The organism is Winogradskyella rapida (assembly GCF_042675845.1).
GTDB classification, from domain to species: Bacteria; Bacteroidota; Bacteroidia; order Flavobacteriales; family Flavobacteriaceae; genus Winogradskyella; species Winogradskyella rapida.
This window is the reverse complement of record NZ_JBHTKM010000063.1, coordinates 1,656,533-1,673,935: the sequence shown is the minus strand read 5'-3', so window position 1 is coordinate 1,673,935 and position 17,403 is coordinate 1,656,533. Positions and strand designations below refer to the sequence as shown.

The 17,403-nt window shown below is 37.4% G+C and carries 11 protein-coding genes; 9 read left to right on the top strand and 2 right to left on the bottom strand.

The features are described 5' to 3' along the window. Positions 1 to 59: 59 nt before the first annotated feature. The 7 genes from ACFQ13_RS14510 to ACFQ13_RS14480 all read left to right on the top strand — a co-directional run bounded on the left by ACFQ13_RS14510 (position 60) and on the right by ACFQ13_RS14480 (position 6,527). The gene (locus ACFQ13_RS14510; protein ID WP_386118572.1) at positions 60 to 1,274 is read left to right on the top strand and encodes an aminotransferase class V-fold PLP-dependent enzyme; all 1,215 of its coding nucleotides are present in this window, start codon (positions 60 to 62) and stop codon (positions 1,272 to 1,274) included. Between the two features lie 45 nt (positions 1,275 to 1,319). Continuing rightward, a complete protein-coding gene (locus ACFQ13_RS14505; protein WP_386118570.1) occupies positions 1,320 to 2,144 on the top strand; it encodes an META domain-containing protein in 825 nt (274 codons plus the stop codon). Between the two features lie 33 nt (positions 2,145 to 2,177). Next, positions 2,178 to 2,600, top strand: coding sequence for a SufE family protein (locus ACFQ13_RS14500; protein ID WP_386118568.1), 423 nt, complete (start codon positions 2,178 to 2,180; stop codon positions 2,598 to 2,600). Positions 2,601 to 2,679: 79 nt separating this feature from the next. Further along, positions 2,680 to 3,003: an iron-sulfur cluster assembly protein gene (locus tag ACFQ13_RS14495; RefSeq protein ID WP_114308221.1), complete on the top strand. Its 324-nt coding sequence runs from the start codon at positions 2,680 to 2,682 to the stop codon at positions 3,001 to 3,003. A gap of 13 nt (positions 3,004 to 3,016) precedes the next feature. Next, positions 3,017 to 4,852 carry an ABC transporter ATP-binding protein gene (locus ACFQ13_RS14490; protein WP_386118566.1) on the top strand — a complete coding sequence of 612 codons (1,836 nt, stop codon included), beginning with the start codon at positions 3,017 to 3,019 and terminating at the stop codon, positions 4,850 to 4,852. Positions 4,853 to 4,873: 21 nt separating this feature from the next. After that, on the top strand, positions 4,874 to 5,389 hold the full coding sequence (locus tag ACFQ13_RS14485) for a DUF2480 family protein (protein WP_386118563.1): 516 nt from the start codon (positions 4,874 to 4,876) through the stop codon (positions 5,387 to 5,389). A gap of 208 nt (positions 5,390 to 5,597) precedes the next feature. Then, entirely contained in the window at positions 5,598 to 6,527 is a 930-nt protein-coding gene (locus ACFQ13_RS14480; protein WP_386119466.1) for a DUF3078 domain-containing protein, read from the top strand. A 76-nt stretch (positions 6,528 to 6,603) separates the two neighbouring features. Here ACFQ13_RS14480 and ACFQ13_RS14475 read toward each other — a convergent pair whose 3' ends face one another. Together ACFQ13_RS14475 and hflX are read right to left on the bottom strand one after the other, a co-directional pair. Beyond that, positions 6,604 to 8,874 carry a penicillin-binding protein 1A gene (locus ACFQ13_RS14475; protein WP_386118561.1) on the bottom strand — a complete coding sequence of 757 codons (2,271 nt, stop codon included), beginning with the start codon at positions 8,872 to 8,874 and terminating at the stop codon, positions 6,604 to 6,606. Positions 8,875 to 8,891: 17 nt separating this feature from the next. Further along, entirely contained in the window at positions 8,892 to 10,103 is a 1,212-nt protein-coding gene (gene hflX / locus ACFQ13_RS14470) for a GTPase HflX (protein ID WP_114308217.1), read from the bottom strand. A gap of 72 nt (positions 10,104 to 10,175) precedes the next feature. On the opposite strand from hflX, the gene ACFQ13_RS14465 reads away from it, so the two are divergent. After that, complete coding sequence (locus ACFQ13_RS14465) at positions 10,176 to 11,126, top strand: endonuclease/exonuclease/phosphatase family protein (protein WP_386118558.1); 951 nt, start codon at positions 10,176 to 10,178, stop codon at positions 11,124 to 11,126. Between the two features lie 225 nt (positions 11,127 to 11,351). Further along, positions 11,352 to 17,375: a GEVED domain-containing protein gene (locus tag ACFQ13_RS14460; protein WP_386118556.1), complete on the top strand. Its 6,024-nt coding sequence runs from the start codon at positions 11,352 to 11,354 to the stop codon at positions 17,373 to 17,375. Positions 17,376 to 17,403 lie beyond the last annotated feature (28 nt).

Genomic DNA, 17,403 nt, shown 5'->3' with positions numbered 1-17,403 from the left:
CCATACCAAAGACCTGTTTATCCATCATACTTAAACAGGTCTCTTATTTAAACTAGACCATGCTCAACGTACAAGATATCCGCAAAGACTTTCCTATTCTAAACCGTAAGGTAAACGGAAAACCATTAATTTATTTTGATAACGCTGCCACCTCACAAACCCCGCAGCAAGTTATAGATGTCATTGTATCGTACTACAGCAATTATAATGCGAATATACACCGTGGCGTTCACAGCTTAAGTCAAGAAGCAACGGATGCTTACGAGAAAGCACGGATAACCATTCAGAAGCATTTTAACGCCAAAGAAGCGCATGAGATAATTTATACATCTGGGACCACCCACGGTATTAATCTCGTTGCTAATGGCTTTTCATCTTTATTAAAGAAAGGAGATGAAATTATTGTTTCGGCCTTAGAGCACCATAGTAATATTGTGCCTTGGCAAATGCTTTGCGAACGTACAGGAGCCATCTTAAAAGTCATTCCTATGAACGAGGATGGCGAATTAATCTTAGCCGATTTTGATGCTTTATTAAACGAAGCCACCAAATTGGTGTTTGTTAATCATATTTCTAACGCTTTAGGGACCATTAATCCTATAGAATACATTATAGATCGTGCTCACAGCGTGGGAGCTGCGGTTTTAGTAGATGGCGCTCAATCTTGCCCGCATTTAAAACCGGATGTTCAAGCTTTAGATGTGGATTTCTATGTCTGTTCAGCGCATAAAATTTGTGGACCTACTGGTGTAGGTATGCTTTACGGAAAAGAAGAATGGCTTGAAAAACTCCCTCCTTATCAAGGTGGTGGAGAGATGATTGCTGAAGTAAGTTTTGAAAAAACCACCTATGCAGGACTTCCTCATAAATTTGAAGCCGGAACGCCAAATATATGTGGCGGTATCGCGTTTGCGGCGGCTTTAGATTATATGAATGCTATAGGATTTGAAAACATTGCCGCTTACGAAAATGAGCTTCTCAGCTATGCTACGGAGCAATTACTTCAAATTGACGATTTAAAAATTTACGGAACCTCAGAAGAAAAAACTTCGGTGATTTCTTTTAATGTTGGTACTATTCACCCTTACGACATCGGAACGATCCTTGATAAAATGGGCGTTGCCGTACGTACAGGTCATCATTGTGCACAGCCTATTATGGACTTTTTCAAGATTCCTGGAACCATCAGGGCTTCTTTTATGTTCTATAATACTAAAGCGGAAATTGATGCCTTCGTCGTTGCGCTTAAAAAAGCCATTATGATGCTCTCATAAACTTTGGCATTAAAAGTGTAACTTTAATCAGTAAACACTTCAAAGATGAAAACAGTACTCCATTTATTTATAATTATCCTGACTTTGAGTTCTTGTAACTCGTCTAAAACAGCCCTTGAAAATAAGGATACAATGCCACAGACCATACCAGCAGCCACTTATCTTATTACTGAAGTTAATTCTGAAACGATAAACCCTGGTGCTTTAAATATTACTTTTAACCCTACAACGGGCAAAGTTACAGGTCATGGCGGATGCAATAGCTTTTTTGCGACCTACACCACTGAAGGCAACGAAATAGCCTTTAGCCCAATTGCAGCCTCAAAAAAACTATGTCCTAAAGCCATTAGTCAGTTAGAAAATGACTATTTCACGGCTTTAAAACAAGCTACTCATTTTAACGTCGATGGGGCCACGATAAGCTTTTCAAATACAGAAGGACCTCTCATTAAAGGACAACTGCAAGTAGAAGCTGTTAAAACGCCTAAGGAGGTCGATTACAAGGATCGACTTCGTGTAAAATACGAAAGCTTTTCTAGAACGGATTTTGATTTTATCCTTCTATCCAAAGTACAAGCCGTTACCTCAAAAGATAAAGGCTTACAAAAAACAACGATTACCCCAATGCCAGCAGATGATTGGAAGGCATTAAAAGTATTAATCGATGCTATTGAGTTGTCTGAAATAACAACGCTCACACCGCCTTCAACTGCCCATCAGTACGATGGCGCTCCGCATGCCAGCTTAGCTATCACTGTAGGCGATGTAGAATACGCTAGCCCTGCTTTTGATCATGGTAATCCACCCAAAAGCATTGAGGCTTTAGTTAATAAAGTGTTATCCATAAAAGAAAATCTTAGAAAGCCCTAACGATTTTGTAATTTTGCATTAAACGAAGAGACTATGACTATTGAAGACGTACAGAATGAAATTATTGACGAATTTTCCATGTTTGAAGATTGGGAAGAGCGTTACCAATATATGATCGATTTAGGGAAAGACCTTCCTTTAATTGACGAAAAATATAAGACTGATGACAATATTATAAAAGGTTGTCAGAGTAAAGTATGGGTACATGCCAATTTAGAAGATGATAAGGTTCAATTTACCGCAGATAGCGATGCTATTATCACTAAAGGTATTATTGCCATTTTAATTCGTACCTTTTCTAACCAACATCCTAAAGCCATCATTGAAGCCAATACGGATTTTATTGATCAAATAGGATTAAAAGAGCATTTATCACCCACCAGAGCTAATGGTTTAGTGAGCATGATAAAGCAGTTAAAAATGTATGCCATTGCATACCAAACCCAATTAAATTAATACACCCCAAGGAAAGCAATAACGCTAAAAAAGCGTTTTACCTATAAAATTGCAAGACCTCGGCACTAATTTTTTTTCAATGAGCGAACAAATAGACACCACCATAATAGGAGAAAAAATCCTTAAAGTTATCAAGACCATTTACGATCCTGAAATTCCTGTAGACATCTATGAATTAGGATTAATCTATGACGTTTTAATTAACGAAGATTTCGAAGTAAAAATCTTAATGACCTTAACCACACCAAATTGTCCGGTGGCAGAAACTTTACCTTTAGAGGTTGAAGAGAAAGTAAAATCTATAAATGAGGTTAAGGATGCCGAAGTAGAAATCACTTTCGATCCGCCATGGTCTCAAGAATTAATGAGCGAAGAAGCCAAGTTAGAGCTTGGTATGCTTTAATTAAACCTCGCCTATGCCAAGACGCCCATTTACATCATTAAAGGACGATAAGAAAACTAATATAAAATCGTCCTTTAATGCTTTAATCTACATCCCTAGATTTTTCAAAGAAATTTGGAAAGTCAATAAAGGCCTCTTCCTATTATCTGCATTTTGTCGCCTTATTGGCGCCCTACTCCCTGTCGTTATCTTATGGATAGGGAAACTTATTGTAGATGAAATTATCTTACAAATTTCATTAGACAACCCCGACTATTATACCTTGTGGACCTACGTAGGGGCAGAATTTGCATTAGTGATCCTTTCAGACCTTATAAGTAGAGCCATCTCTTTGACTGACGGTTTATTAGGGGATGAGTATAATATTACCAGCTCGGTAAGTATTATAAAAAAAACCAATCAGATTAATATTAGTCTGTTAGAAGATTCTGAGTTTTACGATAAATTAGAACGCGCTAGAACTCAAACTAACGGTCGTGTGGGCTTAATGTCTAACGTCTTAGCTCAAGTACAAAGCGGCATCTCTATTACCACGCTGGTGGCCGGTTTAATTTATTTTGAACCCTATTTAATTATTCTTTTAGTCTTAAGCATTATCCCTTCGTTTATTAACGAGATACGCTTTAGCCAACAACAGTATTCCCTTGCCCGTAGCTGGACCTCAGAACGCCGAGAATTGGACTATTTACGCTTTATTGGCGCCAATGATAAAACCGCTAAAGAAATTAAACTTTTTGGTTTAACAGACTTTATCGTTAATCGTTTTCAAAACCTTTCGGAAGAGTATTACCAACTCAATAAAACCCTAGCCATAAAGCGCTCTGCACTAGGATTTTTATTTAATGTTTTAGGGTCTATTAGTTACTACGGCGCTTATGTATTTATTATTTACAGAGTGCTATCGGGAGCTATAACCTTAGGGGAACTGACCTTTTTATCCGGATCATTTAACCGTTTAATGAAAAACCTACAGGATTTCTTTTCTAGATTCACTAAGATTTCTGAAAGTGCCTTGTATCTAAAAGATTATTTCGATTTTATTGATATTTCTCTAGGCTCAGAAACACAAGAAAACCTTTCCCTTCCTAAAAAGATTAAAACCGGATTTGAGTTTAAAGACGTCCGTTTTGCCTACCCTAATTCTGAAAATGAAATTTTAAAAGGCATCTCCTTTACACTAAAAGCAGGTGAAAAGTTAGCCTTTGTAGGACAGAATGGCGCCGGAAAAACGACCTTAATTAAACTCCTCCTGAGGTTTTACGAACCTACCGCCGGGGAGATCTTATTAGATGGTGTTAACATCAACCGCTATAATATTGCCGAATATCAGGAGTATTTTGGTGTGATATTTCAAGATTTCTTTCGCTATGAATTTACCGTTAAAGAAAACATCGCTATCGGAGATATTGATGAGCTAGAAAATCAGGAAAAAATAGAGAATGCCGCTGAATTAAGTTTAGCAAATAGCGTGGTTTCAGAATTAAAAAAAGGCTACAATCAGCAATTAGGAAAACGTTTTTACAACGGACAAGAATTATCGGGCGGTCAATGGCAAAAAGTAGCCTTAGCCAGGGCTTATATGAAAAATGCGGAAGTGATGGTCTTAGATGAACCTACATCAGCCTTAGATGCCCGTGCCGAGAGCGAAGTTTTTGATCGTTTTATTGGTTTAACCGAAGGAAAAACTAGCATTATTATTTCGCACCGTTTTAGCACCGTAAGGCAAGCAGATAGAATTTTAGTTCTAGAACAAGGAAGTGCCCTAGAAATTGGAACTCACGAGGAACTGATGGAAAATCAGAAATTATATGCCGAATTGTTTACGTTACAAGCAGAAGGCTATCAATAAAATATTTATCTTTAAAGACATATGGCAGAAGAAATTATAAATAGAGTCGCAAATAGTAACTTAAAAGTTATAGATCTAGAAGATTATTACCCAAGCGGTAAACGGGTCTTATTTGATATTAAGCCTTGGTTATTAGAAGGCTTAGTACTGCGCGAAAAAGAGTTTAGAGCAAGTGTTGCAGCACATAACTGGTCGCAGTACCAAGACTGTTTCGTAGCCTTACACTGTTCTACCGATGCCATTGTACCCGATTGGGCCTACATGCTCATAGCCCTAGAGTTAGAACCCTATAGTCAGCGTACTATTATTGGAGATTTAGAGGCTTTAGAATCCCTTTTATATGTAACTATCATTGAAAATTTAGAAGTTTCGGAATACCAAGATGCTCCTGTAATTATTAAAGGCTGTTCTAATAAGCCTGTACCTGCTAACGCAATGATGTTATTGTCTCAAAAATTAAAACCTGTAGTTAAGTCTATGATGTTTGGTGAAGCCTGCTCGGCCGTTCCTTTATATAAAAAAGCAAAAGCCCGATAAAAACCTTAAAATTTTATTAAAATCCATACCACTGTTGGTATTATCTATAAAAGCGAAATAATTTTGTTCCCAAGTCTCGTTAGCCTATACTAATGTTATAAAGGCGTTGCAAACTCATTTTAATTGTGACTTCTGAATAATGCCTGTGTCTAACAAGAGTGATTAATTAACATAACTATAAACTTTTAAAATTCACCTCATTATGAATATGAACAAAAAATTATTTTTATCAGCAGCAATGATGCTTGCTCTAAGTCTTGGTTTTTCTCAATCAAAAGAAGAATTGCAGGCTCAAAAAGCCGAAAAACAAGCGGAAGCTGACAAATTCCAGAGCGAAGCGAATGCCTTACAAGCACAAATTGATGCCTTACCAGGATGGAGAGTTGGAGCTTTCGGTACCATTGGTGGTAGCTTATCTGAATTTAACGATTGGTATTCTCAAGGAACACCTAACAACAGCTCTGGTAACATTGGGATTTCTTTTAATGCCTTTGCGAACAAAATTGAAGCAAAATATTTCTGGAGAAATGCTTTAACTACAAATTTTGCGTGGGTAAAATTAGATGACAAGGATGATGCTACTGACAGTGATTCTTTCGAATCTACAACAGATGTTTTCAACATTTCATCTTTATACGGTTATAAGCTTAGTGAAAAAATTGCAATCTCTGGTTTAGGAGAATACAGAACAACGGTTTTAGATAATTTCAATGACCCAGGTTATTTAGATCTTGGTATTGGTGCAACTTGGACGCCTATTGAAAACTTAATTGTTGTCGTACACCCATTAAACTACAACTTTGTTTTTGCTGATGACGATACTATTTTTGAATCTTCTTTAGGTGCTAAAATTGTGGCTGATTATACAAGACAAATCGGTGCTATTAGCTTCAAAACAAACCTTTCTGCTTTCCAAAGCTATGAAAGTTCAGACCTTTCTAACTTCACTTGGACAAACTCTTTCAGCTATAAATTATGGAAAATGATTGGTGTAGGTTTTGATTTTGGTTTACGTAGCAACAAGCAAGAAGCTTTAGATTACTCAGTAAATACGTTAGGAAATACTGCAGAAACTTTTGATTCTGTAGATAACAAATTACAATCTTATTACACTGTTGGTTTATCATACGCGTTCTAAATGTCACATAATCCAACTCAAAAAAAACCTGTCTAGATTCAATTTAGACAGGTTTTTTTATGCTTCAAATTAACGCTTAGTGAAACTTTTTCTTCTTCTCTTTTCTCTTAAACAGTCGTTTTATAAAACCATCGCGTTTAGTAGGTTCGCAATCCATAGTCAGGACGACCTCATCGGAAGGTTCCTCAAATTTGGCTTGGGTAATAGCCTTATAATCTGCGTCTTTATTTAATTTCTGATAGAACTTAGCAAAAATGGGTAAGGCCGAATTAGCGCCTTGTCCCATCCCTGTTGACTTAAAACCAATACTATGATTGTCATTCCCAACCCAAGTCACCGTAACTAAATGCGGTGTCAATCCTACAAACCAACCATCTTTGTTATTCTGTGTGGTTCCTGTTTTTCCGGCAATAGCATTTGTTAAGCCATAAGTCTGTCGTAATCGGGTGGCCGTACCCGAATTTACAGTAGACTGCATCATCTCTAAAAGCACTTGCCTAGTGTAATCACTATAGGCTTGCTCTTCTGCTACCTCAGGTTCAAATTGCGCAATAATACGCCCTGATTTATCTTCTATTTTGGTAATGTAGTAAGGCTTTACCGTTTTACTTTCATTTAAATAGCTGGCATAAGCCCCAGTTAATTCCTCTAAATTAATCTGAGCAACCCCCAAAGCTAAAGAGGGCTCTTCAGGCATTGTTTTAGTGATGCCTAATTTTTTTACTTGTGCTATAACCTTCGGAATACCCACCTCCTCTAAAACCTTAACGGAAATGGTATTAACAGAATTACTTAAGGCTTTTTCAAGGGTGTAATTAATATAAGGATCGTCTTCCTTAGCTCCCGCATTACTCGGTGTCCAATTTTCATAATTGGTATAGGTTACTTTATTTAACGAGAAGTAGCTACAAGGATTTAATCCTTCGTCAATCGCTGCGGTATAAACAAAAGGTTTAAAGGTAGACCCAACTTGGCGTTCGCTCTGCGAAACATGATCATATTTAAAATAGCGGTAATCTATACCTCCTATATAACTGCGCACCGCTCCGGTAGTCGGTTCAATAGCCAACATCCCGGTGTTCAAAAACTTTAGATAATGCTTTATACTATCTATAGCAGAAACTTGCTGAAGCGTATCCCCTTTCCAACGAAATAAATCTACAGGACGCTTTAAGTTTAAAGAGTCTTTAATTTGCTGCGCTGTTAATCCTAGTGCTTTATACGCTTTAACCCGCGGCAATTTGTTAATTTCACTTTGTAATACTTTAGAATTGACCTCCCAAGGACCTGAGGTGCCATAAGACTTTTCAAAAGCCGCCTGCAAGAATTTCATATGCTCTTGCATGGCTTGCTCGGCCAACTCTTGCATCTTATAATCTAACGTGGTGTGTACAATAAGTCCATCTTTATAAAGGTCGTACTTTTCACCATTGGGCGTTTTTAAGGTATCTAAGATTTTTTCTAGTTGCTTCTTAACTTCTGCCCTAAAATAAGGCGCTAGGCCTACATCATGATTAAAAGAACGGTAATCTAACTCCAAGGGTTTAGCCGCATAAAACCTTAAGGAATCTTCAGACAGATAACCGTAATTTTTCATCTGGTCTAAAACCACATTTCTACGATCTCTACTTCGCTCTAAATGCACTCTAGGATTGTAATAAGAATTCGCCTTTAGCGTCCCTACCAATGCAGCCGCTTCTACAACTGAAAGGTCATTAACCGACTTATTAAAAAACTTAAGCGCAGAACTTTCTATACCATAGGTATTATCTGAAAATGGTACAGTATTAAGGTATAAGGTTAGAATTTCGTTTTTAGAATACACCGTTTCAATCCGCTTGGCAACAATAGACTCTTTAAATTTATTAATAAGCATACTGAACATGGCGTAATTTTTTCTGCCATATAAATTTTTAGCCAATTGCAGGGTAATGGTACTTCCGCCGCCTGCCGATTTATCTTGAAGGATAAGATTCTTTACAAACACGCGCATTAAACTGATATTATCAATACCATCGTGCTCATAAAATCGCGAATCTTCAGTAGCGACTAAGGCTTCAATAAGGTGCTTAGGAAAGTCTTCAAAAACAACGGGCTGCCGATCATAGATATAATATTTACCAATTAACTTCTGGTCCTTATCTAAAAGTTGGGTAGCCTGTTCTTGTTTTATAGAACTGATCTCCTCTATACTCGGCACTTTTCCAAAAACACCAAAATAGATACTTATATATAAGCCAACCAAGCATAGCACGGCAAAAAGACCAAGAACGATAACGCCCTTAATCCACTTATTTTTTAAAATCTTCTGAAATAAAGACTTTAAACCCGACGAAGATGTATTCATAAAAAACGCAGTTGTTATTATTCTATATCTTCAACGTCTGGATATAAGAAATGATTGTAAGGAAATCTTGTAATATGAATTTCGCGCACTTCTTGATAAACACGTTTTCTAAACTCGTCCATATTTTCTTTGTTTAAGGCCGAAATAAATAAGGCATTCCCATCCATGCGAGACATCCATGTTTTTTTCCATTCCTCTATGGTGTAATTGGCTTTCGTACGTTCGTCTACCAAATTATCATCATCAAAAGGTTCGGCTTCATAAGCATCAATCTTATTGAACACCATAATGGTTGGTTTGTCTTTACTATCAATTTCGTCTAAAATCTGATTAACGGAATCAATATGCTCTTCAAAGTTATTATGAGAAATATCTACCACATGAAGTAGTAAATCAGCCTCTCGAACTTCATCTAAAGTACTTTTAAAAGACTCTACAAGTTGCGTTGGTAATTTTCTAATAAACCCAACGGTATCACTCATTAAAAACGGCAGATTACCAATCACCACTTTACGTACGGTAGTATCTAAGGTGGCGAACAATTTGTTTTCAGCAAAAACTTCACTTTTACTAATAACATTCATCAACGTAGATTTCCCAACATTGGTATAGCCCACTAAGGCCACACGCACCATTTTTCCACGGTTACCCCGTTGTACGGCCTGTTGCTTATCAATGGTTTTAATCTTTGCTTTTAGTAAAGCAATTTTATCACGGACAATACGTCTATCGGTTTCAATCTCGGTTTCTCCAGGTCCACGCATTCCAATTCCCCCTTTTTGACGCTCAAGGTGTGTCCACATTCCTTTTAGTCGTGGCAGCAGATATTCGCACTGAGCGAGTTCTACTTGGGTTCTGGCGTAACTGGTTTGGGCGCGTTGGGCAAAAATATCGAGAATAAGATTGGTTCTATCTAGAATCTTACAGTTCAGAATCTTACTAATATTACGTTCTTGAGCAGGTGATAATTCGTCATCAAAAATTACAGTTCCTACATTATTAGCTTCTACAAACTGTCTTACATCTTCCATTTTTCCGGTTCCTATAAAGGTCTTAGGATTGGGGATAGCCATTTTCTGCGTAAAGCGCTTGATCACTTCACCACCGGCGGTAAACGTTAAGAACTCGAGTTCATCTAAATATTCTTTAGACTTTTCCTCATCTTGATTTTGTGTTACAACACCAATAAGTACTGCTTTTTCTAAATCTATATCTTTTTTTTCTATCATATATTAAGTAAAGTACAAAGTTAAGCAATTGAATGCGCAACATGTAATGTTAAAAAACTATATTTAATCCCTATGAATACAACACCTACAGATTACACCATTGCATTTTATAATATCGAAAATTTATTCGACATAGAAAATAATAAATTTATAAACGATCGTGATTTTTTACCAACGTCTAAAAAACAATGGACCAAAAAGCGTTATCGTAATAAAGTTGAAAAGCTAGGCACTGTAATTTCTAAAATTGGTAAGGAAAACACGCAAACGCCTCCCGTTTTAGTAGGTTTGGCTGAAGTTGAAAATGAAAAGGCACTTTCAGATTTAATCAACAGTCCGGAACTCAAAGATAAAAATTATAGTTTTATTCATTATGATTCTCCAGATGAACGTGGCATTGATGTCGCCTTACTCTACAATACAGACCATTTTGAAGTTACACATTCTCAGCCTTATTCCGTGTATTTAGAACGCCCTAATGGCGAACAAGATTATACCCGAGATATTCTATTGGTTAAAGGCACCCTAGACCAAGCCCCTATTAGTGTCTTAATTAACCACTGGTCCTCACGAAGAGAAGGGATTAAAGAAACAGAATTTAAACGTATAGCTGCTGCAAAGGTGGTTAATGCTGTGATTAAAACCTTAAAAGAAGAAGATCCGGAAGCTAAGATTATTGTTATGGGCGATTTTAATGATAACCCCAATTGCAAAAGCATCCATTTAATGGAAACCGAAAGCGGACTTTTTAATCCGTTTAAAACGGTTTGGTCTTACGATCGCGGAAGTGTAAACCACAATTTTCAGTGGCAACTCTTTGATCAAATTCTATTTTCCACTAATTTCTTCGACACCTCTAACCCCAAGCTAATTTTTAAAAATGCTCAGGTTTTTAACAGTAAATTTATCACTCAGCAGCATGGAAAATACAAAGGCCAACCTTTTCGCACTTTTGTAGGTCAAAAATACCATGGAGGATATAGCGATCATTTCCCTGTTTTCATTGAATTACAACCTTCCTGAAAAACAACCAAACATTTTAACGATAAAAAGTGTCGTTCATCTATTTTAGCACTGTTAACACCTTGTTAATACTGCTTTTTTATATATTCGGGATCGTATAGATAATGCTGTCCAACCAACACTAACTATACGATTTTCATCTCTAATTTTCTGTCTAACTAACAAATCTCTTTATAATCAAAAGGTTATAAAGGAAATGAACAATTTTTAACAAACCGATTACTAATGAAAAAAATTACTCTCTTTTTAATTATGCTAGGTTTTTGCCTTACGGCAACAGCACAGTATAGTTTCCCCACCGTTACAGGCCCGACCAATGTGGTTGAGGGGTCACCAGTGACGCTTAGTTTAAATGATGTTGCAAATACAGCTGGGGTTCCAGCCGGAGCATCAGGCAGCTACAGCTCATTTTCTATAACTGTAGATTGGTCAGCTGGCGCAGGCGGCCCATGGGCTTCTGAAGCCGATCTTACAATTACGACAACCGCAGGCGCGCTTACCCTTGAACCTACTGAAGGCGGTGCTAATTCTAGTTCGGACACTGTATTGACTTTTACAGGTGATTTTCCAGCTATTTATGCTCCTACGAGTGATGGATATTTAGATTTAACACTCTCGCAAAGCTACTCAGGTTCTGATGCCGATTGGTCTAACATTGTAGTTACTTTATTTGAAAGTCCTACATGTGTAATACCTACAGGTATGGCTACAACATTAGTGACAACAACTTCGATAGATTTAGAGTGGAGTGCTGGTTTTTCAGAAACCACATGGAACTTAGAATATAAAACAGAAAATTTTGTACCAGGTACTGGAGATGCAGACAATACTATAGTGGTTACAGGAACTCCTGAAGCATCGCTTACAGGATTAACGGAATACACGAACTATTTTATTTACTACCAGGCCGATTGTGGTACTGAAGACGGAACTAGTGAATGGGTTGGACCATTTACAACTCTTACAGGATATTGTGAATCTGTACCATCATCTAATGATTACACAGGAATCTCACAAATTGAATTAGGAGAAGAAACACTAACCTCAGGAGGTGATCTTACGTATGAAGATTTTACAGCAACAACTGTAGACGTACAAGCACAGGTAACAGCTAATTTACAAATTACATTTGCGACTTACTTTAGCTACTATACTAACGTTTGGATTGACCTTAACAACGATTTATCTTTTGATAACGAAACTGAACTTTTCTTCCAAGGCGAATCTGAAACAGCAACAACATATACGCTTAATGCGTCTTTCTTAGTTCCAGATGTACCTTTAGGGGTTTACAACATGAGAATCGGTACAGCAGACTCTGGTCAGGCGACACCTAACCCATGTTACTCAGGGTCTTATGGTGTTACTATAGACGCACGTATTAACATTACTGCAGCACCAACCTGTATTCCTCCAAGTGCATTAACAGCAACGGAAATTACATCAGAATCAGCAGAATTGAGCTGGGATCAAGTAGGAACAGTATCGCAATGGAATGTTGAAGTTGTAGAATCTGGAGTAACACCAACAGGAACTCCAACCGCTACAAACATTTCAAACCCTTACACTGCAACAGGCCTTACTGGCTTAACAACTTATGACTATTACGTACAAGCTAATTGTGGAACTGAATTGAGTTCTTGGGCAGGCCCATTCTCATTTACAACACCATGTGGTGCTTATACACCTTATTATCTTGAAGACTTTGCCGATGTTACCTTTAGTATTGCTCCAGAATGTTGGGAAGAAGCAGATGCTGGAGATGCCACTACAGGACCTCAAAATTTTGGTGCCGGTTCTTGGACTGCAGACGGATTCCTTAATAACGGTTTCACAGGAGCTTATTCTATTAACCTATATTCAACAAATAAAAGTGACTGGATTCTTTCACCACAATTTGACTTAACAGGTGGTCCTTTCCAAGTAGAGTTTGATTTTGGAATCATGGATTATGCAAGCTCAACAGTAGCAGGGATTTTAGGATCTGATGATACCGTTGATTTCTTTATTTCTACAGATGGAGGTACAACATGGACATCGCTTTTAAGTTATGACAATACTTCAGTAGTTTCTGCTGATGGAATTCACCCAGTAGTAGATTTAACAGCTTACAGTGGTCAAACGGTTCAGTTTGCATTTTACGCTTCTGAAGGAACTGTAAACGACCCTGAAGATGTTCAGGTTTTTGTTGATAATTTTGAAGTTAGAGATATTCCTAGCTGTCCAGAACCTAATGACTTAGTGGTTAGTAACGTTACAGCAACAGAAGCTGAAGTTTCATGGGTAGAAGCAGGAACTTCTACAGTATGGAATATAGAAGTTGTTGCTGCCGGAGATACTCCAACAGGAACGCCTACAGCAACCAATGTTTCTAACCCTTATGTTTTAACAGGTTTAGATGCTATTACTTCTTATGACGTTTATGTACAAGCAGATTGTAGTGGTGACCTAAGTATGTATACCGGTCCTGCATCTTTTACTACAGAATGTGACATTTTTGTACCAGACTATATTCAAACCTTCTCTACTATTATTCCTGATTGTTGGGAAGTAGCAGATGGTGGAGATCCAACAACAGGACCTACGGACTTCGGAACGAGTTCTTGGGGAGCAGATGGATTCCTTAACGATGGAACCTCAGGATCTTACGAAATTAATTTATGGGTAGCTACTAAGAGCGATTGGATTATCTCTCCTCAATTTGATTTAACTGGAGGTCCTTTCCAAGTAGAGTTTGACTTTGGAGTTATGCAATACGCAAGTACAACTACACCAGGAACTTTAGGTTCTGATGATGTTGTACAATTAGTAATGACTACCGATAACGGTGCTACATGGACTGTCTTAGTAACCTATGACAATACTTCTGTTTTTACTATTAACGGAGATCACCCAGTTGTAGATTTAACCGCTTACAGTGGACAAACCGCTCAGTTTGCTATTTACGCTTCTGAAGGTACTGTAAATGATTCTGAAGATAATCAAGTTTTTGTCGATAACTTTAGAGTTAGAGGAATTCCAACTTGTCCTGAGCCAGCAGATTTAACAGCAACAAACTTATCGTTAACATCTACGGAATTAGGATGGACAGAAACGGGTTCTTCTTCAGCTTGGAATATCCAATATGGTGAAGCTGGATTCTTATTAGGTGACGGTACTACTATCTCTGATATTACAACCAACCCTTATGTTTTAACAGATTTAGAACCTGATACTTCTTATGAATTTTATGTACAATCTGTATGTAGTACAGATGACATCAGTTCATTCTTTGGACCTTACGAATTCTATACAGGTTACTGTGAATCTATTCCTACAAGTAATACAGGATCTGGTGTAGACAGTGTTACCTTAGCTTATACAGATTTCACTAGTGAAGGTGATGTCAATTACGAAAGTCATCTTACTCCTGTAGTTGATGTCTTCCAAGGTATTGATACCAACCTTGAAATCGTGTTTGGACATACTTCAACGTATTACACAAGTGTTTGGATTGATTTTAATGACGATTTAGTATTTGATGATACAGAGATGGTTTTCGATGGAGAATCAGAAGGTGCTGACTTCAGTGATACATCACATGTTTTAGATGCTTCATTCTTAATGCCAATAACAGCAGCAATAGGAGAACACAGATTACGTATTGGAACAACAAACTTTTCAACACCAACACCATGTTATAATGGCTCTTCTGGAGTAACTTTAGACTTTATGGTGAATATTCAGGCCTTAGCATGTACCGTTGCAGAAGCAGCTTACACTATTGTTCCTGATTGTGACAATGACCAATTTAGTATTGCCGTTGATCTTACAAGTGTTGGAGACGCTGATACTTTAGAAATTTCTAACAGTGTAAATACAGATACTGAACAAGTTTCTACAACAGGTAACTATACCGTTGGACCATTTGACTTTGGTACTTTAGTGAAAGTTTATATCACTAACGAACAAGATACAGACTGTAAGATTAGTAGTGAAAACCTTATTATGGTGGCTTGTCCTCCTACTAATGACGATCCTTGTGACGCCACTGTTGCTTTTGTTAATGATGATATTTTATGTGTACAAAGCACACCAGGTACGTTATTTGGAGCCTCAGCATCAAATGTTGCTGATCCTTCTTGTAGTCCAAATGCAGATGATGATGTTTGGTTCCAGTTCACAGCAACTAACCCATACCAACTTATTTCATTAACTAATCTTGCTGGAAGTAACACTACAGATATTGATTATACACTTTACGAAGGAACTTGTGATGGTTTAACAGAAATCGCTTGTACTTCAGGTTTTGCCTTATTATCTAGTGTAACACCAGAACTTACAGTAGGAAGCACGTATTATATCAGAGTCTTCTCAGGAGGGACTGAAAATGAAACGACGACCTTTGATCTTTGTATTACACCTTACGTTGCGCCAGCTAACTTAACATGTGACCTTGCAGACAACTACTGTAGTGGTAGTGATGCTACAGATATCTTATATACTTACAACACTATTGGAGTAGAACCTGGTGACGGAACAATTGACTGTTTATATACAACGCCAAACCCAACCTATAGTGTATTAGAGATTGGAACATCTGGAGATATTTTAATTGAAATGGTACAGAATACGGCTTTTGATAGTAATGACAATCCAATTGGAGATGAACTTGATGTCGATTTTATCCTTTGGGGACCATTTGCTCCAGGAGATGATTTATGTGACTTATCAGCAGTAGTTGATTGTAGTTACTCTGCAGCAGCTATAGAAAACGTAACACTTACAGATGCTGTACAAGGAGAAATTTATTTACTCTTAATTACAAACTACGAAAAAGAACCAGGTGTTATTCAAGTAAGACAAACCAATATTGGTGGAGCAGGAGCAGGTAGTACTATTGCAGATATTACAGCCTCTCTTGTAAGTGATGATGTTTACATCGATCCTAACAATGACCCAACAGAAACAGACGAAGTATCGTTATGTGGATACAGTTCTATCGTTATTGAAACTTACTCTCCATTCGCAGATGATTTTGTATGGACTAAAGATGGTGTAGAAATTACAGGAGCTAACGCAACAGACTTAACGGTAACAGAATCTGGAACCTACCAAGTTTTAGCCTTTGACTCACAGTGTAACTCTTCTGCATTATCTCAGGAAGTTATCATTAACCTTTATGATGCTGCACCAGCGGTAGAGCCACAAGAACTTATTGCATGTGATGGTCCTGAAGCTGACGGTTCTGAAGTATTTGATCTAGATGCGCTTACAGCCTCATTAGCCTTAGACGGTTATACGGTAACGTATTACTTAACAACAAATGATGCTAACCAAGCTATCAACGCTGTAACTTCACCTTACACATCAACTGGAGAAGTTTTAGTAATGCGTATTGAAGATACTGAAGCTTACAACAATGGTTACTTAGGCTGTAGAGAAATATCTGAAGTTTCATTAATTGTAAACCCAAGACCAGAAATTAACCAACCAGAAGATTTCATCGTTTGTGATGATTTAGATGGTGTTGTTGATGGTTCAACAGAATTTGATTTAGTTTCTATAGATGACGAAGTAACAACAGACCCTAACATGGTGATGAGTTACCACACTTCTTTAGACGATGCTGAAGCAGGAACAAACCCATTAGCAAGTCCTTATGCAAGTAGCGGTGAAACCGTTTACGTAAGAGCTGAAGACAGTGTAACAGGATGTTATGAAACAACATCATTTAACTTAGTGATTAACCTTGTTCCTTTAGCTTCAGTTGATTCTAGCTTTAACAACATTGTATGTCCTAATGCTACAGTACCAGTAACCATTGGTATTACTCCAGATAACTTTACAGAATCTGAAGTTACTGTAACATGGGAATACAACGGAACATCAACACCAGGTACAGGTTTAATCTTAGATACAGTTTTATTACCAGGAGATTATACAGCGATTATTGAATTTAATAACTCAGGTTGTACAAACACGGTTGACATTGAGGTAGAAGAAGCTGAATCTTGTATTTTCCCTGAAGGGATCTCACCTAACAATGATGGTAAGAATGATACTTTTGATTTAAGTAGCTTCGATGTTTCTAAATTAGAAATCTTCAACAGATACGGTACACGAGTATACTTCAAAAACAATTATACTAACGAGTGGCATGGACAAACTGATGATGGAGAAGAACTACCTGTAGGAACTTATTTCTACACCGTTATTTACGAAGGTGGTACGAAGTCTAAGAGTGCTTGGGTATATATTAACAGATAATCAAATAACAGAATCAACTACAACTTAT